The sequence below is a fragment of the Pseudomonas sp. AL03 genome, assembly GCF_029960815.1.
Taxonomy (GTDB): Bacteria; Pseudomonadota; Gammaproteobacteria; order Pseudomonadales; family Pseudomonadaceae; genus Aquipseudomonas.
Genome location: NZ_JASBRE010000003.1, coordinates 271735 through 290392 on the forward strand (window position 1 = coordinate 271735; position 18658 = coordinate 290392).

At 53.4% G+C, this 18658-nt stretch carries 16 protein-coding genes; 3 read left to right on the forward strand and 13 right to left on the reverse strand.

Annotated features, from left to right (window positions below; translation table 11 throughout):
• Positions 1 to 153 precede the first annotated feature (153 nt).
• The 11 genes from QK293_RS05235 to QK293_RS05285 all read right to left on the reverse strand — a co-directional run bounded on the left by QK293_RS05235 (position 154) and on the right by QK293_RS05285 (position 10721).
• Positions 154 to 888 carry a WecB/TagA/CpsF family glycosyltransferase gene (locus QK293_RS05235; RefSeq protein WP_282376032.1) on the reverse strand — a complete coding sequence of 245 codons (735 nt, stop codon included), beginning with the start codon at positions 886 to 888 and terminating at the stop codon, positions 154 to 156.
• Positions 888 to 2075: a glycosyltransferase gene (locus tag QK293_RS05240; protein WP_282376033.1), complete on the reverse strand. Its 1188-nt coding sequence runs from the start codon at positions 2073 to 2075 to the stop codon at positions 888 to 890. The genes QK293_RS05235 and QK293_RS05240 overlap by 1 nt, the downstream gene beginning before the upstream one ends.
• Positions 2072 to 3274: a glycosyltransferase gene (locus QK293_RS05245; protein ID WP_282376034.1), complete on the reverse strand. Its 1203-nt coding sequence runs from the start codon at positions 3272 to 3274 to the stop codon at positions 2072 to 2074. The genes QK293_RS05240 and QK293_RS05245 overlap by 4 nt, the downstream gene beginning before the upstream one ends.
• A 75-nt stretch (positions 3275 to 3349) precedes the next feature.
• The gene (locus QK293_RS05250; protein WP_282376035.1) at positions 3350 to 4285 is read right to left on the reverse strand and encodes a DUF535 family protein; all 936 of its coding nucleotides are present in this window, start codon (positions 4283 to 4285) and stop codon (positions 3350 to 3352) included.
• A 7-nt stretch (positions 4286 to 4292) separates the two neighbouring features.
• Positions 4293 to 5270: a glycosyltransferase family A protein gene (locus QK293_RS05255; RefSeq protein ID WP_282376036.1), complete on the reverse strand. Its 978-nt coding sequence runs from the start codon at positions 5268 to 5270 to the stop codon at positions 4293 to 4295.
• Positions 5271 to 5313: 43 nt separating this feature from the next.
• On the reverse strand, positions 5314 to 5838 hold the full coding sequence (locus tag QK293_RS05260; RefSeq protein WP_282376037.1) for a serine acetyltransferase: 525 nt from the start codon (positions 5836 to 5838) through the stop codon (positions 5314 to 5316).
• An 8-nt stretch (positions 5839 to 5846) separates the two neighbouring features.
• On the reverse strand, positions 5847 to 6803 hold the full coding sequence (locus QK293_RS05265) for a glycosyltransferase family 2 protein (RefSeq protein WP_282376039.1): 957 nt from the start codon (positions 6801 to 6803) through the stop codon (positions 5847 to 5849).
• Positions 6796 to 7413, reverse strand: a complete 618-nt coding sequence (locus QK293_RS05270) for an acyltransferase (protein ID WP_282376040.1) — start codon at positions 7411 to 7413, stop codon at positions 6796 to 6798. The genes QK293_RS05265 and QK293_RS05270 overlap by 8 nt, the downstream gene beginning before the upstream one ends.
• 133 nt (positions 7414 to 7546) lie before the next feature.
• Positions 7547 to 9013: a GMC family oxidoreductase gene (locus tag QK293_RS05275; RefSeq protein WP_282376041.1), complete on the reverse strand. Its 1467-nt coding sequence runs from the start codon at positions 9011 to 9013 to the stop codon at positions 7547 to 7549.
• Complete coding sequence (locus QK293_RS05280) at positions 9010 to 9204, reverse strand: hypothetical protein (protein WP_282376042.1); 195 nt, start codon at positions 9202 to 9204, stop codon at positions 9010 to 9012. The genes QK293_RS05275 and QK293_RS05280 overlap by 4 nt, the downstream gene beginning before the upstream one ends.
• Before the next feature lie 140 nt (positions 9205 to 9344).
• On the reverse strand, positions 9345 to 10721 hold the full coding sequence (locus tag QK293_RS05285) for an oligosaccharide flippase family protein (protein WP_282376043.1): 1377 nt from the start codon (positions 10719 to 10721) through the stop codon (positions 9345 to 9347).
• Positions 10722 to 10816: 95 nt separating this feature from the next.
• Here QK293_RS05285 and QK293_RS05290 point away from each other — a divergent pair, with 95 nt between their 5' ends.
• Positions 10817 to 12340, forward strand: a complete 1524-nt coding sequence (locus tag QK293_RS05290; protein ID WP_282376044.1) for an O-antigen ligase family protein — start codon at positions 10817 to 10819, stop codon at positions 12338 to 12340.
• Positions 12341 to 12345: 5 nt separating this feature from the next.
• A complete protein-coding gene (locus QK293_RS05295) occupies positions 12346 to 14970 on the forward strand; it encodes a glycosyl hydrolase family 5 (RefSeq protein ID WP_282376045.1) in 2625 nt (874 codons plus the stop codon).
• A gap of 75 nt (positions 14971 to 15045) precedes the next feature.
• Here QK293_RS05295 and QK293_RS05300 read toward each other — a convergent pair whose 3' ends face one another.
• The gene (locus QK293_RS05300; protein ID WP_282376046.1) at positions 15046 to 16692 is read right to left on the reverse strand and encodes a phosphoethanolamine transferase; all 1647 of its coding nucleotides are present in this window, start codon (positions 16690 to 16692) and stop codon (positions 15046 to 15048) included.
• Between the two features lie 200 nt (positions 16693 to 16892).
• Here QK293_RS05300 and galE point away from each other — a divergent pair, with 200 nt between their 5' ends.
• Positions 16893 to 17870: a UDP-glucose 4-epimerase GalE gene (gene galE, locus QK293_RS05305; protein WP_282376047.1), complete on the forward strand. Its 978-nt coding sequence runs from the start codon at positions 16893 to 16895 to the stop codon at positions 17868 to 17870.
• A 44-nt stretch (positions 17871 to 17914) separates the two neighbouring features.
• On the opposite strand, the gene QK293_RS05310 is transcribed toward galE, so the two are convergent.
• On the reverse strand, positions 17915 to 18646 hold the full coding sequence (locus QK293_RS05310; RefSeq protein ID WP_282376091.1) for a CpsD/CapB family tyrosine-protein kinase: 732 nt from the start codon (positions 18644 to 18646) through the stop codon (positions 17915 to 17917).
• Between the last annotated feature and the right edge of the window lie 12 nt (positions 18647 to 18658).

Here is an 18658-nt window from a genome sequence, read left to right on the forward strand (position 1 = left end):
ATCAATAACCTAACTACTCGAAATGAAAGCTCGACAGCTGAGTACCCGTCAAGTCGATAATTCCAACCTGAGTAAAGGTGCAACGCCGGGGTTTTGCAAGATACTTCAGACGTGTTTTTTAAGGCGCCAGCCAGGCGTCAAATACCTGTAACGTCAGGAATCCCTGTAGATCAATGTGCGCAACAAGAACATCGGATTACCCACCACATAGCGACTGAATAATCGCTTTGGTTCACCGATTAGCCTGAACACCCACTCACAACCGAGACGACGCACCCATTGCGGAGCACGAGTCACCTTGCCGCCGAGAAAATCCAGAATCGCCCCTCCGCACACGACCAGACATGGCACGCCGCTGGCGGCTAACCTGGCAGCAACAGCTTCTTGCTTGGGCATGCCCATCCCCAGCACCACCAATTCTGGCTGCAACTGCCGGGCAAGGTTTATGTAGGCATCCACCTCAGCAAAACCATGGTGAGCAGAGACGACATTTACCGCAAATATCGCTTCGCTACGCTGCACCGCATTGGCGAGAAAGGGCTCTTCAGTACCCCAGAAAGCCACGCGCCGGCCCTTGAACGCTGCCAGTAATTTGGGGATGAAATCGGTGCCATTCATATTTAGCCCCGGCGCTAAGCCGAATCGACGAAACAGGATCGCCATGCCAGAGCCATCCCGTAATAACACGTCAGCAGCCGACAGCGCGTTATAGTAATCAGGGTTACCCGCCACCAAGTTCATGGCATGGGCATTGACGAATCCAAGCACCGTCGTCGACTCAGTCTTGGATAAAGCGTCAATCAATCCTTGTTCATCACCCACATCACTGACCACCCTAAGTTTCTGGATAATCGTTTGCCAGTTGTGCCGCCAAGCCAAAACACGCATTAAATGTCATCTCGCTTGGACCGCACCCATTCAACTTGGCGCTTAAGCACAAAACCTATGTACAGAGGGATTTTCTTCAGCGCGTAGAACGGCGCATACAACAAGGCCGAAAAAGAGATGATCCCGCGACCAAATTGGCTCCAGGCCAACAAGATAGTCACGCTCAATATTGCCACCCCGACAGAAGCTATCAATGCGGGCACCAAAGCACCGCCGAGCATAAATACTAGCCATGACAGGCTAAAGAACGCCCCCAACACTAAAGTCAGTAAGGCCAATGGAGGCACCCATAAATCCACCGTCATAGCCAGCAGGCTCCAGTTACGCCGAGTAATCGACTCTACTACCAGCTTTGGCGCATCACCAAGAATGACCCCTAGATGACCATGTTCCCAGCGCGTACGCTGAGTAGTTAAGCCTTCATCGCTGCGCGGAAAATAACTGGTCACCAGAGCATCGGGGCAAAAAAAAGGCGGCTTGCCGCTTCGGCAAAAATCCAGGCCCATCTTCAAATCTTCAACAATGTGGCCACTGGCTAAATTGATCAAAGTCAGATCCCGCCAGACTAAAGCCATTCCCGTGCCCATTAACTGACAGGGCAAACCAAGCCTCGTCCAACCATGCGGCCGCACCCGATTCTTCACACACCAGGCAAACTCGGCAAGCCGGACTTTTAACCCGGAACCTGCTGGAGCACGCATTAAATTAAGTGCTTGCGCTGGCCGCCCTGAATCGATGCAACAGATTGCCAAACGCTCGATAGAACCCTCAGCCACCTGGCAATCCGCATCGATAACAATCATGACGTCCGGCGCGTCGCTCGCTAAATGATGCACCCCACAGTCCAGCGCATAACCCTTGCCACGCTGCTGATCATTGCTGCGCTCCACCACCTCGGCGCCCGCCGTGCGGGCCAGCGCGGCCGTGTCGTCAGAACAATTATCCGCCACCACCAATAGTCGATCACCCAAAAGCAGCTGCGGCCGAATGCTGTTTAATGTCGCGACGATGATCGAGGATTCATTGTGTGCCGGTATCAACACCGCCACCCGAGGTCGCGATCCTTGCGCCGACGAGCGCGATCGCGCAGGCAGGCAGGCCATCAGCACCTGCACAAACAGCACCAACACCGGCAGGAGGATGAGTATCAGCAGTGAGCTGAACAGCCAACTAAGTAACGTGATCATGCTTGCGCCCTAAACAAATTAGCCAACTTGGCCACTTCAGTATCGATGTCGTGGCGCTCCAGCACTCTCTGATAAGCCGCCTCGCCCATCCGCTGCAACACCTCGACAGGTTGCGCGAGGCAGTTCGCCAGCGCCGCCGCCAACTCATCGACAGCTCCAGCGGGAAACAACCAACCGTTCTCACCCTGTCGCACTAACTCGGGAATGCCCGCCACATAGCTCGTCAGCACAGGTCGGCGCAACGCCATGGCTTCCATGATGACCACCGGCAAGCCCTCGGCGAAGCTTGGCAACACCAAGGCCCGCGCCGCAAGAATTTCCGCACGCACCTGTTCGCTGCTGATCCAGCCGGTAATTCGCACCTGCGCCTGCAAGCCATGCTGTGCAATCAGGGCTTCGATTGGCGCACGCATTTCCCCATCGCCGGCCAGTACTATCTCGAACTCCACGTTTTGCGCTGCCAGGATGCGGGCGGCCTCAAGCAACAACAGTTGTCCCTTCTGCTCACACAAACGACCCACGCAAACCAACCGCGGCGCGGATGGGACGGCAACGGCCGGCACATCGTGAAACGCCCGCTCCAGCCCACAGTGCACCACCTTTACCCTTGGCCAGTGCGCGTGAGCCACCCAGCGAAACAGCTGGCTGCGCCCATAAGAACTGATCGCCGCGACAAAAGCCGCGCGCCGGACTTTCTCGCCCAAATGAATGAACTGTGGTTTGTCGAACTCTTCCGGGCCGTGCACGGTAAAGCTGTACGCTGGCCCGCCGAGTGCATTGGCCAGCATCACCACCTCGGTTGAGTTAGTGCCGAAATGCGCGTGCACATGCTCGGCGCCGAAAGCCTGCAACCAAGACAGCACGCGACATGCCTCAAACAAATAGACCACATGGTACGGCCAGGGTCGATCGGCACGCCGGCCCATGCGTAGCGCCAGCCACAGCGCCGAAAAAAAGCGTCGCGGCTGGGCGCGCAGCACCTGCAGCGCAGGCACTAACAGGCCTTTGACTCCGCCCTGCAGCACATAACACGTTTTACTGCGTTCGGACACGTCCTCGGCATCCACCAACTCGGCATCCCAGCCACGCAGAGCAATGCGCTGCACCACAAAGCCCAGACGCTCTAACGCCAAAATCTCGCGACGAATGAAGCTATGGCTGACCTTGGGGTATTGATTGATGAAATACGCGATACGCATAGGAACCAAGCTTAGTTGTCGTTGCGGTGGATTATTACTGCAGGTAATCCCACAGCAGTACAGGTAACAGGAACATCAATTCGCAACACGGTGGCTGCTATAACTGCCTACCAACACGTTGTCTATTTTTTTAAAAGTATCATCTAGAAGTTCGTAACGTCTGCGGTACATGGCGCGTTTTTTTGAAGGAATACTTTCAAGCGCCTTCTTGGACGGGACCATGGGAATCTCAAAAAAATCTTCGCGCTCTGACGGAGTCGCTCCATGCTCCAGCCAGATCAAATCATAATTGGCCGCAAGCTCTTTAGCTTTTTCAGCACCGAAGTACGGATGACGATGATGACGATACCCATCCCCTACCGCATAAATCCTCCCAACACCAATATTGATTGCAATATATTTAATCACTTCAATCAGAAAACTTCTTGGCCGAAGACCTTCAAAATCTTTTGTCAGGTCCCTATAAATACTCAAGGACCGATCACTCTCCACGCCTTTGTGTATTCCTTGAACTGCACCGATAAAAATGCACAACTCAGTGTCCGTGCGACACAAGGTGAATGCTATTGATGCAATACGTAAATCGCCCTGAAACAGGTTCAACACCAACTCCCCTTCACGCATGAACCATACCGGACGATCCAGAACCAAGGAACAACCCGCCGCGAACGCCGATAAATCGCTCAACATCAAACTTTTATTTCGCCCCAGCAGCAACAGCTGCGGACAGCTTTTGGTGACGACTTCGTAATGCGAGGCTAATACGCTAAGTTTATTCTGAGAACTCCAGCTTCTACTGATGTATGGCCAATGAACAACACCCACACAATCCCCGCCCAACTGCTCAACACCGGACTTCCCAAGAGCGTTCGACATGCGCCAGAAAAACAATTTTAGTTCAGACCAGTTTTTTACGACTAAAATCAGCATTTTAAACTTATTATTCAACGCTCTTAACGAATACCCTGCATGTAAAAACAATACGCTTTTTAATATCACCCAATTATTCATCGCAGTCTCACTTGTATTCGATCAACGCCGTCTTGCCGGCGCCGAATCTGTTCAAAAGAAACTTGACTTGCCCGAGCATCTCGGGAAATTTCCCCAGCACGAGAAAGAAAGCCCGCAGCCAGTTTTCGCGCGTGGATCTATCGCCCCTGCGGGCCAAGCGCGCGACCTGCAATGGATAGACCAGCAGCAGAGGCAGCCCAAACCACCCCAACATCAAACTCGCGATAACAGTCGCCAGCGGGACACCTAATCCCCAGAACCAGGCACGGCGCGACTCACGTAACCAATGCTGCTCTGGTGCCGCCCCATGCAAAAATGCGCCCTCGGCATAGGCGTAACCACCGCGCAGGGTACGCTGCCACCATTGGCCGAACCGGGTCATGGTGGCATCGTGCAAAGTCATTTCCTCACCCAGACGCCAGACCTTCCATCCATTCCTACGCAGACGTATACACAATTCAGGCTCTTCCCCGGCAATGAGATCCGGTCGAAACCCGGACGCTTCGGCGAAGGCGTCAGCCCGCATCAGCGCATCGCCACCACATGCCCTGGCCTCACCTACCGGCGTATCCCATTCGAGATCACACAGTAAGTTGTAAACCGAGTGCTGTGGAAAACGTTCGCGGCGCCGTCCACAGACCACCGCGACGTCAGGATGTGTATCAAGAAAGGCCTGTGCCTGGGGCAGCCAGCCACCGACAACCTCGCAATCACCATCGACAAACTGCACATAACGCATCGCTGGCAATAAGCGTTGCACACAGGCGAATCCTTCATTGCGCGCGCGCGCAGCCGTAAAGGGAATCGTCATATCCAACTCGACCACGGCGACCCCAAGCGCCAAGGCAATCTGCACTGAACCATCCGTTGATCCAGAGTCGACATAAACGACCTTCTGCGCCGCACCGACCAGTGAAGCCAGGCAACGTTCCAGACGTGGACCTTCATTGCGACCGATAACAACGACACCCATACCCGTAGCCATGGCGTTCACTCAGCGACGCAATTGAAGTAATCCATCCGGTGGTTCATGTGCATTCCCTCGCTTCTGCGTACTTCCTTTTCTTGATAGTCGCAGGCACACCCACTGCCACCGAGTCGTCTGGCACATCGGTCAGCACCACAGCATTGGCACCAATCACGACATTGTTACCAATGCGGATATTGCCCAGCACCTTGGCCCCTGAACCGATATCAACATTGTTACCCATCACCGGGGCAATCGGCTCATTCACATTCTTAAGGCCCACGACGACGCCATTGCGAATACGGCAATCATCGCCAAACTGCGCATAGCCACTGATCACGATTCCGCCGAAATGATCGATGACGAAGTTACGCCCGATCACAACCTCACACGGCAGCTCGATACCCGTGACGATCTGCACCAGTTTGAAGAGCACTTTGTATATAAAGGAAAGCAATTTACGCAACAGCGCTGGGCGCACACCGTAGCGCCAGCGCCCAAAACGATAAACCACCATCACCCAAAACCCCTGAGCCCCCCAATCTCCCGCGTAGGCACGCAAGTCAGCACGTATGTTTTCGAACATAAATTGCTCTACCGTGTGGGTTGGCTAGCGAATTTGGTATCACGCAGCAACGCCCAGGTCACACGAGCATGCTGCCAACACGCCCCTATGGCAGCCCAGTCGTGGCCTTTCACTATCGCCTTGAGCGCCAAAATCAGATCACCCAGACTCACCAACACCATATGTGCGGCCAAACCCACTAGACCGTGGTGCTTGCGGAAGTACAAAAGCTCACTTTCGATTTGTAATGTGGGCAGCTGGTGACAAATCGCATTGAGTTTGTCAACAGACTTGGCACTTTCACCGCCGATATGCACCACCGTGGTATGCGGGTAGTAAACCACCTTCCAGCCCGCCTGTTTAACGCGCTTGCAGTGATCTACCTCCTCGAAATAAAGGAAGTAGCGCGGATCGAACAAGCCAACCTGGTCGATGACTTCACGGCGGATCAGGTAATAGCACCCGGGCACCCAGTCGCACTCACGCACCGAAGCATGATCCCAAGCCATGTCGTCGACCCTCTTCACCCCAGGGAAAAAGCGCTCAAGCCCTGTGCGCGAGAGGAAGACATTCAACGGCGTCGGAAAATAGCGGCAGGAGGCTTGCAAATCTCCCTCTCGTCCAACCAACCGAACGCCCAGGACACCACAATCAGGATGAGTCTCCATATAGTCGAGGGTCGTGCTCAGCGTATCCGCAGCAACGAAGGCATCGGTATTGAGGAGCAACGCATACTTGCCCTGCAGGTGTTCAACCAATTGATTGTTGGCACGCCCAAAGCCAACATTATTTTCATTGGCCAGCTGCAACGCTTCTGGACAAATAGTTGCCAGACACTCCAGCGAATTATCGGCAGAGGCATTGTCCACCACCAAATAGCGTGTGCGGCCCACACTATGAGACTGGCGTAACGCATTAAACATCGGTTGCAACAGAGCCGCTGTATTGTAGTTAACGACCAATACATCAAGGGGAGCACTAACCATTGGGCTGCTCGCCAAAAAAATGTTGTACTCTCATTGCTTTAAGCTTTGGTTCAACTTCCGGGTCATATAAACCATTGCGCTGCCTGATGAGGTCAATCCACGGATAAGTGGCGCAGCGCTCTTCGACTTTCGCCAACAGCTCTTCCAATGTACAGATAACCTTGGCTGGATTTCCCCCAACCACTACCCCAGGCGGAACATCTTTTACTACTACAGCACCGGCGGCGACAATTGAATCTGGACCAATAGTCACACGCGGCATGATGATAGCGCCATAACCGACAAAACAATTATCACGTATGTCGATAGGGCCGACAGAGTCAAGTTTTGTACCAAAGCGTACATCGAGCAAGCCGACTATGCCATCGTGGCCGAACAGCGTGCAATCAGATAAACCTACATTATTTCCGAGTCGCACTAGCGTAGGATCAGTTATGTTGCACCCAAGATTGATCCATACGCCTTTGCCGATGGAGTGCAGAGATCCCCATCGAGCGAGGTGCTTAGCCCATTCATACCCGTCCGGTTTACAGAATTTTTTATAGAGCGAGGTTCCACGCCCCGTGGTTTTGGCAATATGAGCAATAGTACGCTTTAGTAGACCAATCATCCTGTCAGCCTCAATAATTCAGCGATATACATCTGTGCCAGGGTTAGATACACCCTGATTCTTGATTACCACTACCCTAAGCGTAGACGTCTCCCTGAAATTCAACACTCAAAAAAACCACAAATGCGTCCACTCAGGAATACCTGCCCACCACCGGGCCCATTTGATGGTTAAGATAATCCGCCAGCCGTAGAGCAAGCTGCAAAAGAGGCATCGTGGGGTTACAGGCACCGCCTGTAGCGAAGACACTGCTGCCCGCAACGTAAAGATTCTCGACACCGAACACTTTGCAGTTCTCGTCGACAACGCCAAACTCAGGCGACGTCGACATCCGTGTGGTCCCCATATGATGAGCATGGGGATTGACCTTCAGGCGCAAATCGACGTCATACACGCATTCTTCCAACTTGACAAAGCCCAGCCCTGTGTCAGCAAAACACTTTGCCACTTCGAGCCCGATGGACTTGATGGTATTTCTGTCTTCGGGGCTTAGTTCCCAATGAACGTTTACCTTTCTCATCCCTAACGCATCTCGCTCGTCCAGCAACGAGAGGCGGCTATTGGGGTTGGGAAACTGCTCGATCAGCGTGCCGAGCACCCCATCCCCAGGGCAATTGAACTTGGCAATAAATTCAATCTTGTGCGCCGCACCCACTTCGCAGACGAGGTTCTCGAAAAAGCTCTTGATGGCAGCCATTCGCCCATAGGATTTCACTTCAGCTACAAGCGAGGCCGTCACATTCCCTTTACCTGACCTGTGCTCCATCACGAATGCATCGGTCGTGAAGTACTGTCGAGCATCGGTACCCTGCCCGTCTTTCAGGATGAAGGTACCCAGATCGACGTTCAGATGTTCCATGAAACATCTACCCGCGTAACCATCCTTGCTGACGATACCGCCAGCTGCCAGGGACTCACTGTTGAGCAGTTGCCTGGCATTCTCGATCGCGCCCGTCGCCAAAATGAATTGTTTTGCCGTGACTCGCTCTCGATGCAGTTCGTAGTCCGAGACGACCACTGTCGCTATGCTGCCGGTCTTGCTGTCAAACTCAAGATCGACACAGTTGCAATTGATGAAGACATCAAGCCCCTCGGTCTCATTAAGTTCCTTGGCATATTTTTGTGCAAATCGCGTCGGCGGGCTTAGCAGGAAACGATCAGCTTCAAATTCGACGCCGTCCAAAGTCGCATTGATAGCCTTGAATCCAGAGAGCGGCGGAAGATCTACAATATCCATGGCCGCCGGCAGATTACGCTCCATCTCGGAATACGCGATGGGCCAACCGGGTAAGCGCACCGGAGGGCCCACGGTAAAGTCGGACGGTTCAAAGGGACGGCATCGCCCGGCCCAGTGATTGGAGGTCCCGCCAAGAAAGCGCAAGCGTGTTTCCTCAGCGTAGACCTCGAGGCCTGACGATGAGACCTTGTAGAGGTTTTGCGAGGCCGGTGAATACTCGTGCCCACCGCCCTCGACAAGCACCACACGCCGACCATTACCGGCTAAACGCAAGGCCAGCGTAATGCCGGCTGGGCCCCCACCTATGATGCAGACGTCATAGTGGTCGCGGAGTTCTTTCTGCGATTGGTAGTCTTTGATCATGCTTGTGTTTGCCGAAAATGCTGGGCAGGCAGCACCCATCCGTTGATTACAACAAACTCGGATTTAGCAGCAGAAGACCGAGCAACGGCTTTGGAAAAGCCGAACATAAACCCCCCAAGACTCAACAGGACAAATGCCTGGAGGAAGCCTCTGCGACCGTTCACAGAGGTATTCAAATCAGTTTCTCTCATGATTCAAAGCTCCACGACATCGAGATTACGCTGGAAATTTCAACTGCACATCAAGGTCACATTTTTTTGGCGGCCGCCATCAACACCTCAATGGCGACGCTGTGCCACAGCTTTGGAAACATCAAGAGAAATAGATCAAATCAAAGCCAGTTAGCAATACTCGTCAACAACTCCCCACACAAAGCCCCCACCGCCAGCATTGGCAGCACTACCAGTTCACGCTTGAGATTGAACAGCCCCAGACGACAATTGACATAAAAAACCAGGATAAGCGTAGGAAACGTATATAAGGCTGCGCCCCAAATCGCATATTCGACCCCGCCAATCGCCAGCAGCAGAGGCAGCAGCACCCACAACGCGACCACGCGAATAATGTTATCCATGGCCTGGTATTTTGTGTGCCCCAAGGCAATCCAGACCTGATGCGCCAGCATGTAGCGCATTGTGAAAAAAGAGAGTGAAAGAATGGCCATCATGTTCCCGGCCTGGGCGTAACGCTCATCGTACAAAACGCTGATGAGCAGTGGACTGCCAGTCAAGAACAGCCCACATAAAAACAGACAGGCAAGATCGATCATCAATTTCAAGCGGTAGTACAAAGCCTGGAGCCGTACGGTGTCATTAGTTCTTGAGGCCTCACTGAAGGCCGGCAAGGCCACGGCCCCGAATATCTTTTGCAACCCAAGCTGAACAGCTCCCAAGATCAGCACGGCAATGGAGTAAACGCCCAGTTCACTGGTCGTCATGCTGCCGCCGAACCAGATACGATCACCGTACATGGCCAATACGCCCACTGCCGACGACAACAGTATCCAACGGCCGAAGCCGACTAATTCCTTGAGCGCAGAACGTTCCCACTGCAGACGGTTAGGCGGGCCCTCGAACCAGAAATGCCCCACCAGCGTGCTGACCATCGCTGAGACCAGACCCGCAGCCACCAGTGACCAGATGGACCTGGTGAAGTAACCGATGCCCAGCATCACCAACAGCCCGGTGAGCTGGGACGCAAACTCGGTGAGTACCACTTTCTTTTGCTGGAAAGCGCGCACTGCCAGGTCGATTTTCGTCGACTGAAAACCAGTGATGATTGCCGAGAAACTGGTCACGGCCAACACCAGCGGCAACTCGGGTGCGGCGTAGGTGGAATTGACCGGCCACAGATTGTGGGTCTGTGCAAACCAGGCGAGGGCCGCGAGGAGAAGTGTCGAAGCAAAAAGGATAAAGCCGCGCACGATCTGCACGGTCCAGATGGTATTGAGAAACACCGGATCGTCGCCACGCGGACTCTGAATAATGTTCTGGCGCAAGCCGACGTCGGAAAGCAAGTGCAGAACCAGCGAAACGGTGATGGCGATCATCATGATGCCGAACATCTCCGGCATCAGCAGACGGGCCATTATCAGGTTGCCGCCCAAGCGAAAGGCTTGAGACGTAACCAGCGCCCCGAGATTCCATGCCCCAGCAGAGATCGCTCGCTTACGAAGGCCCAACGATGGCGACAAATCAACTAACGACATAACATCATCCCCGGACTCAATGGCTCAAAAGGAACTATAGTCGCCTTTGGCCATTCCACTAGCCGTCGCTCATCAATCAATAAGTCCAATCATCCATGCCTGAGCACTTCCGAGCGTTAATCGTCATTCTGGTCCTTGCCGGCATCGTTTTTGCCATGGCACGTCGACCAGCAGCAGACCTGATTCCCGACCGTGATTTCACTCGTCGGCGCAATCTGTGGTTCGTATTGACGCTACTGGCCTTTGTTTCGCACAGTTTCTGGGTGTACGCGGGCATTGCCGCGATCGTTTTGACCTTCGCACGAAAAAGCGAACGCAATCCCGTGGCGCTATTTTTCCTTCTGCTGTTTCTCATCCCGCCGGCCCCGGCAGAAATTCCCGGCTTCGGCCTGATCAACTATTTTTTTACCCTGAACCATGTTCGTCTACTGGCACTGTGTGTGTTGCTTCCGGCTTTTTTCGCTCTGCGCAGGCGAGCAGACACGGTCCCTTTCGGGCGCACCTGGCCTGACAAGCTGTTAGCCGCCAACATCGTGCTGACGAGCCTGCTTTACCTGCGAGACACCACGGTCACCGACACCTTGCGCCAAATGCTCTACCTGTTCATCGAAGTTTTTTTGCCTTACTACGTTGCCAGCCGGGCGCTGAAGAACCTCAGCGACTTCAAGGACGCTCTGTTCGGTTTTGTACTCGCCGCCATGGTGCTGTCGCTTATAGGTCTCTTCGAATTTTCCAAGCACTGGCAGCTGTACAGCGCGGTTGTCAACGCCATGGGCATGCAATGGGAGTCCGGCTACTTGAGTCGTGGTGGCTCATTGCGCGCCAGCGCCACCACCGGCCAGGCCATTGCGCTGGGCTTCGTCATCAGCGTGGCCATCGGCTTTTACCTGTACTTGCAGGAGGATGTACGTAGCAAATTGCAGCGCAGCCTCGGCGCGCTGTTGCTCGCCGGTGGTCTGTACGTGCCGCTGTCGCGTGGACCCTGGGTCGGCGCAGCCGCCATGATCGTCGTGTTCATCGGCACCGGCCGTAAAGCGGTCAAACGCCTGATGCTGCTGGCGGCTGCCGGGGTGCTCGCCCTTCCCTTGCTGGCCGTCGCGCCGGGCGGGCAAAAAGTGCTTGATCTGCTGCCGTTTATCGGCACGGTGGAAGTAGAAAATATTACCTACCGGCAGCGCTTGATTGATAACGCCGTGATCGTTATCCAGCGCAACCCTTGGCTGGGTTCTTTCGATTACCGCAGCACACCGGAAATGCAGTCCTTGACTCAAGGCCAGGGGATCATCGATATCGTGAACACCTATATCGGCGTAGCGCTGTCGTTCGGTTTGATTGGTTTGACGCTTTTCGTGGTTTTTTTCGTCAGTGTTCTGCAGGGCATCCGCAAGGGGATGCGTTCGTTCCCCAACGAAGACGATGAGGCACGCCGACTCGGACGTGCACTTCTGGCGACGCTGGCCGGGATCCTGATCACCATCGTTACCGTTAGCAGTATCACGGTGATCCCTGTGGTGTATTGGTCGGTGGCTGGACTGGGAGTTGCCTATGCTCAGATGGCGCGCAGGCTCAAGCACACTTCAACTGCAGTCACTGCGAGTGCCAACCTTCAACTCAGGTAATTCCAATGACCACTCTGTTTCGCCGCACTCCTATGCAGCTCCTGGTTCTCCTGTGCCTTGTTGTTTGGCCGTTCAGGACCTGGGCGTCGGACTGGGTCGTCAGTGTGGATGAGCGCAACGGCCTGCCAATGCTGGTGCGTGGTGGCAGTCCGGTAGTTGCTACGACATTCTCGTTCTTTGGGAAGAGCTGGGACTGGACGTATTTGCAGACCGAATTCAAGGTCAACACCCCTTATCGATACTCCCTTGCAGGCAAAAACAAAGCGCTGGATTTCGACTTGACTGCGCAGATTCAGAAGCAAGACGAGCATAAGTTGACCTGGAACTTTACCCTGGATGCACACAGCATGAAGTGGGGCGTGTCAGGTGGCGGCATCGTCTTCACGTTCGACCCCGCCCTTTTCGCTGGAGAAATGGGCGAGCCCACTTTGCTACCCGACAACCGCGGCTGGTCCTGGGGCAATGCACAAGGGCGACGCATCGAAATGCGCTTCGAGCCCGCACTGGCGAGTGTGTACTTTGAACCGGGCGATAAATCCGAGGTGCGTGCTTTTTTCTACAAGAACACGATCAAACCAGGCCGCCAGGATTTTACAGCCACCTTGAGCGTTTCTGGCGATGTAGCGCTCGGCCCAACCAATACCGAGCGCTTCGGGCTGTCGGACCCAAAGAGCTGGCCGACTGACAAGCTCGACTGGAAAACCTCGCCGGTCGACCTGTCCTTTCTCAACGCTCAGGAAAAACCTGCAGGCAAGCGCGGTTTCATCAAAGCCTCCGGCGAGCAATTGCTATTTGCGGACAACACTGCGGCGCGTTTCTGGGGCACCAACCTTTCGGCCTACACGCTGTTCCTCACGCCAGACGATGCAATCAAGCTGCAGGCCAAACGCCTGTCGGCACTGGGCTTCAATCTCGTACGACTGCACCACCATGACTCGCCATGGGTCTTCCCGAACATCTTTGGCGACGGCAGGGTCACGCGTAACACCCAGCAACTGAGCCCGGAATCGCTGAAAAAAATCGACTGGTGGATCAAGTGCCTGAAAGACGAAGGCATTTATGTGTGGCTTGATATGCACGTCCAGCGAGTCTTTACTGAAAACGACAACATTTATGGCTTCGATGAATTGCCAAAAGAAGAGCAAAATTTTGCCTATCTCAAGGGCTATTCCTATGTGAATCTCACCATTCAGAAAGCCATGAAGCGCACTACCGAAGCCTACATGACCCATGTAAACAGCTATACCGGTCTCGCCTACAAAGACGACCCGGCGATCGCCGCCGTACTGATAACCAACGAAAACGACGTCACCCGCCACTTTGGCAACGCCCTATTGCCAGACAAGAACGTACCAAAGCACAACAAAATCTACATGGCCGAGGCCGAGGCCTTTGCCAAGCAGCACAATCTATCGGCAGACCAGACCTGGCGCGCCTGGGTGCCAGGCCCCTCCAAGCTGTTCCTTAACGATCTGGAGCGACGTTTCAACGTCGACATGATTCAACACCTGCGTGGAATAGGCGTGAAGGTCCCCATCGCCACGACCAGCAGCTGGGGCGGCGATAGCCTGAACTCCTTGCCGGCCCTTACCGCCGGCGACGTAATCGACGTCCATAGCTACGGGGGCTCGGGACAGATAGAGAAAAACCCGCTCTACAGCGAGGGCATAGTGAATTGGATTGCCGCCGGCCAGGTCACCGGCAAACCCTTGACCGTCACCGAGTGGAACAATGAGCCCTTCCCGACACCAGACCGTCACTCGCTGCCACTCTATATCGCCGGCACCGCCCGCCACCAAGGCTGGGATGCACTAATGCAATATGCCTACAGCCAGGAGCCACTGGGGGGCGAAGGGATGAGTGCCGACAACTGGCACGCCTATAACGACCCTGCAATGCTGGCCACTCTGCCCGCCGCCGCCTTGCTTTACCGCCGTGCAGACGTTCGCGAAGCAACAACGACCTACGTCTTCGCGCCGACGCCAAGCACCCTGTTCAACCACATGATCACACCGGCCAACTCTGCTCTACTGCGCACAGCCATGGAGAAAGGCAAGCTGGAAATCGCGATGCCACAGACGCCGGAATTGCCCTGGTTGCAACAGAGCGTTATCCCAAGCAATGCACAGGAATTTCATGACCCTGACCAGTCGCTGCTGGACGCCAATGCCAGCGAGTCCACGACAGACACGGGTGAGCTAAAGCGCAACTGGAAACAAGGCATCTACACCATCAATACACCGCGTACCCAGGCCGCTACCGGCTGGATCGGCGGTGAGTCGATCAGCATTGGCAACATTCAGGTTCAAGTGAAGACCGCCAACGCCAGTGTGGTAGTTCAGAGTCTGGACGACGCGCCTGTGGGCCGATCGCACGATTTACTGATTTCGTTAGGCACCCGTGCCATCCCCCAAGACGACAAAAAAATACCTTTTTACGTTGAGCCCCTCGAGGGCACGCTAACCATCCAGGCGCCGCAAGGCTTGACACTGTTCACCCACGGCATTCTGGGACAAATGAAGAAGCTGCCCGCGACCTACCTTGATGGCCGCTATACAATCAAGTTCGACGGCTTGCAGGCGTCGAACTGGTTGTTTTTGAAAAAAGGCGTCACGCAAGCACAACCTTAGGCGACGCGCAGCCGACCCCTGCCAATACAGCATCATCACGCACGCCGGCGAGCCAGTAACTAGCCCGAGGGTTGCTTAATAGGTGTCAAAATCAAACGATGGAACATAGCCTGCGCCGAGCAGATGTGGACATTTCGACGATACAAAATCATCACTTAATAAATCATCCGAACTTTTATACTTGCTCGTGAAAACCCCTGTGATATTTAAAAGAGTATGAGGCAAGGATGATATGCTGATTTTCTGACTTTCTCTTTCCCTCAGCTTTAAAAGCTTGAGCGATTGCGGGCTTGAAATATTATTGGATGCCCAGATAAATGCCGAAACCGGGAGGTCATATTTATTGCCAATTCCATGACCCAAGAGCCCTCGACTGTCATCCATCATGTTTTCACCATGATCCGACGAATAAAACAAGACAGATGGTTTTTTGCTTGACTTCAACTGATCAATAATTGTGCTCAATAGCCAGTCCGTATACAAAATACTATTATCATATTCCGCGGTGATTTTGTCTTTGAAGCTGTTTGTTGACGGCTTGAATTTATCGAAATGTTCTGGATACCGGCGTGAATACTCGAAATGACTACCCTTGACATGAATAAACATGGCTTTCTTTTCTGTATCGCTTTTCTTTAGTATTTTTTTATATTCTGAAATCAATGCTCCATCATAGCTTCTCTCAAAATATTGACGGTATTGTGCCTCTGCTGCTATTTGTGGAATTATTCCGCCAAAGCTATCAACCTCCTGTACAGACAACCAATAGGTCATGTACCCGGCTGCGCGATATATACTCACCAATGATTTGGTTGACGCAATGGCGTCCCAATCCGATATAGGCTCAAGGCTCAGCATTGAAGGAACCGCGAACGAGGTATAGGGGGCTGTCGTGCAGATATTATTAAACTTGAAAATCCCCGCCTGCTTACCGAGATTCGGGGTTGTTTCCTTGTTATAACCGTAGAGGGACCAGTTGTGCGGCCGTGATGACTCACCGATCACAAAAACAATGGTTTCTATATTTGATTGATTCGACAGGCTGGTTATTTCTACATTAGATTCTCGACGGCGCTTGATAAGTTTCTCCGTCCCCAAATACAAGTCTGCAGTCAGGCCAATTTGCGATAAATAGCCTATTGGCGTGCTTTGATCTTTTGCAAGGAGATCCATGACTGCAGATTTCCCGAAAGAATTAAGCTTGACGGTTTTATAAAAATACGCCCCATACCCCACTAGCAAGGCGCTAACAACCAGAACAAAAATACCTTTGTTTTTATATAATTCGCGCTTATGCAGGCCTATTAATCCAGCCCCATAGCAAAATATGAAAATCACCAAAACGATACTGATGGACCGCCAGTAGGTCGGTAGAAACTCGCTTGCCTCCTGATGGTTTGTCAAGCCAATAAACATATAGGCAGCTGTTAATCTCGAATCAAAATTTAAAACCAAAAAAAGATCAATAGTTGCTGCCAAATAGAACGGCAGTAGAAGGATGTGAACCTTGAATTGATTGGATGAAATAAATCTAATTGCCAAAAGCCATAACACCGACATGCCAAGGGTGTAAAAGACTAACAAATCAATTTTAGAGTATTGATAGTTTGTTAGCGTTCTAACAGTCAACGGTGATAGCAGATATGACCACAATACTAAATTTGGCCATTCTGCTTTGAATATTTTCAATGAGTAATCGATAATTTTGGTGGAGTTTTTCATTTGATCGTTATTCTCGCAGGATACCCATATGCTTCCTCAAGGGTAGCTCCAATTGGCGCGCTCGCTGTATCTTGTTCAAAATATTCTCTCCTTTGGCGTTCCAAACGTAGCGAGTCTCGGCTATTAATGGTCAGGCGGATCGCACTGACGTTGCAATTTGGGCTTGCACAGCAATAGTGTCCAGGAAATCGGAGATCAGGATGAAATTTTTGGTGGTGGGTGGCGCGGGCTATATCGGCTCGCACATGGTTAAGCAGTTACTGCGCGCAGGTCACGACGTGGTGGTGGCAGACAACTTTTCCACAGGCCATCGCAGCGCCTTGGCGGGCGGAAAATTGGTCGAACTAGACATAGCCGACGCGCAAGCCCTGGACGTCTTGTTTGCCTCGCAACACTATGATGCCGTGTTTCACTTCGCCTCCTTTATACAGGTGGGCGAATCCGTGACTGAACCTGCCAAGTATTACCAAAACAACTTCGCCGCCACCCTGACGTTGCTACAAGCCATGGTTCGTGCGGGCGTTAAAAACTTCATTTTTTCCTCGACCGCCGCCGTCTACGGTGACCCGGTGTACGTACCGATCGACGAGGAGCATCCCAAGGCCGCGATCAACCCTTATGGACGCAGCAAGTGGATGGTGGAGCAGATGCTTGAAGATTTCGACCGCGCATATGGACTGAAATCGGTCTGCCTGCGCTACTTCAACGCCGCTGGAGCAGACCCTGAAGGACAGTTAGGTGAACGCCATGAACCGGAAACCCACCTGCTACCCTTGATCCTCCAAGCAGCCTCCGGACGGCGCGCAACCGTCACCGTCTATGGCCGTGATTACGACACGCCCGACGGCACTTGCATTCGTGACTACGTCCACGTTGTCGATCTCGTTGCAGCTCACGCACTTGCCGTGGATTATCTGCTGGCAGGGGGTGCAAGCACGGCGTTTAACCTCGGTAACGGTCAAGGTTTCTCAGTACAGCAAGTGATAGATAGCGCGCGCTACGTGACCGGCCGGGATATCTCTGTCAGCGAAGCGCCCCGCCGCGCTGGCGACCCACCACGCCTTGTGGCCAATCCCCAGAGGGCCACCACATTACTTGGCTGGCAACCGCAGTTTGGCTCACTTGAACAGATAGTGGCGCACGCCTGGAGCTGGGAGCAGAAGTACCCTTGGCAATGAAAGTCGGCGCTAGTCAATAGCGCCGATCTCCTGAGGGTGATGCTCTAGTAGTAAGAGCGGTTTTCGGGCTCGGCTTTGTTTAACACCGTGCCAATCAGATTGGCTGTCCCAAGATGATGCAGACTTTCCTCGATCTCTTTCTTGCTGTTCAATCCATTAGCGACCACGAGCAGGACGCAGTCGAACTTGGGCAGGACGTTAATCACATCATCCGAGCTCAACAACGGCGGCAAGTCGAAAATCACGATGCGTGAGTTGTAGCGCTCACGCAGATCAGCAATCAAATGGCTCACTGCGGGCGATGACAGCACCTCGGTGGAGAGAGGAATCGGCTCACGCGTCGGCAGGACCACAAAGCGCGGCAAGGTCGGATTGACCAGTACATCTTGCAGATCAGCTTCATCTGCCAACAATTCATTAAGCGATTTATCCATCGGCAGACCCAGATACTCACCCACCTTCGGACGACGCAAGTCGAAGTCCACCAGTAACGCCGTCTTGGTCGTGTGATGCGCGATACTCATTGCCAGGTTTATAGCCAACACCGTCTTGCCTGCCTCCGGAGTCGGCGAGGTGATGGCGAGCGTGCGCCAGCCATTTTCTTCCATGATTTTTAGAACTTGTGTACGCAGCAGATCGAAAGCCCCGCCCATAGTCGAGTTCTTGTTGTAAGCCACAATGCGGTTGCGCTCAAGGTGCTCTGGCCGCAAGGGTACAACCTTGGTTTGCACATAACTGAGCGCATTCAGACCTGTGGACTGCGCGGTCGGTGTCATGGCTTTTGACGA

Coding starts and splice junctions, on each gene's coding strand:
- QK293_RS05235 (WP_282376032.1), bottom strand. CDS start 888: ATGCGTGTTTTGGCTTGGCGGCACAACTGGCAAACGATTATCCAGAAA.
- QK293_RS05240 (WP_282376033.1), bottom strand. CDS start 2,075: ATGATCACGTTACTTAGTTGGCTGTTCAGCTCACTGCTGATACTCATC.
- QK293_RS05245 (WP_282376034.1), bottom strand. CDS start 3,274: ATGCGTATCGCGTATTTCATCAATCAATACCCCAAGGTCAGCCATAGC.
- QK293_RS05250 (WP_282376035.1), bottom strand. CDS start 4,285: ATGAATAATTGGGTGATATTAAAAAGCGTATTGTTTTTACATGCAGGG.
- QK293_RS05255 (WP_282376036.1), bottom strand. CDS start 5,270: ATGGCTACGGGTATGGGTGTCGTTGTTATCGGTCGCAATGAAGGTCCA.
- QK293_RS05260 (WP_282376037.1), bottom strand. CDS start 5,838: ATGTTCGAAAACATACGTGCTGACTTGCGTGCCTACGCGGGAGATTGG.
- QK293_RS05265 (WP_282376039.1), bottom strand. CDS start 6,803: ATGGTTAGTGCTCCCCTTGATGTATTGGTCGTTAACTACAATACAGCG.
- QK293_RS05270 (WP_282376040.1), bottom strand. CDS start 7,413: ATGATTGGTCTACTAAAGCGTACTATTGCTCATATTGCCAAAACCACG.
- QK293_RS05275 (WP_282376041.1), bottom strand. CDS start 9,013: ATGATCAAAGACTACCAATCGCAGAAAGAACTCCGCGACCACTATGAC.
- QK293_RS05280 (WP_282376042.1), bottom strand. CDS start 9,204: ATGAGAGAAACTGATTTGAATACCTCTGTGAACGGTCGCAGAGGCTTC.
- QK293_RS05285 (WP_282376043.1), bottom strand. CDS start 10,721: ATGTCGTTAGTTGATTTGTCGCCATCGTTGGGCCTTCGTAAGCGAGCG.
- QK293_RS05290 (WP_282376044.1), top strand. CDS start 10,817: ATGCCTGAGCACTTCCGAGCGTTAATCGTCATTCTGGTCCTTGCCGGC.
- QK293_RS05295 (WP_282376045.1), top strand. CDS start 12,346: ATGACCACTCTGTTTCGCCGCACTCCTATGCAGCTCCTGGTTCTCCTG.
- QK293_RS05300 (WP_282376046.1), bottom strand. CDS start 16,692: ATGAAAAACTCCACCAAAATTATCGATTACTCATTGAAAATATTCAAA.
- galE (WP_282376047.1), top strand. CDS start 16,893: ATGAAATTTTTGGTGGTGGGTGGCGCGGGCTATATCGGCTCGCACATG.
- QK293_RS05310 (WP_282376091.1), bottom strand. CDS start 18,646: ATGACACCGACCGCGCAGTCCACAGGTCTGAATGCGCTCAGTTATGTG.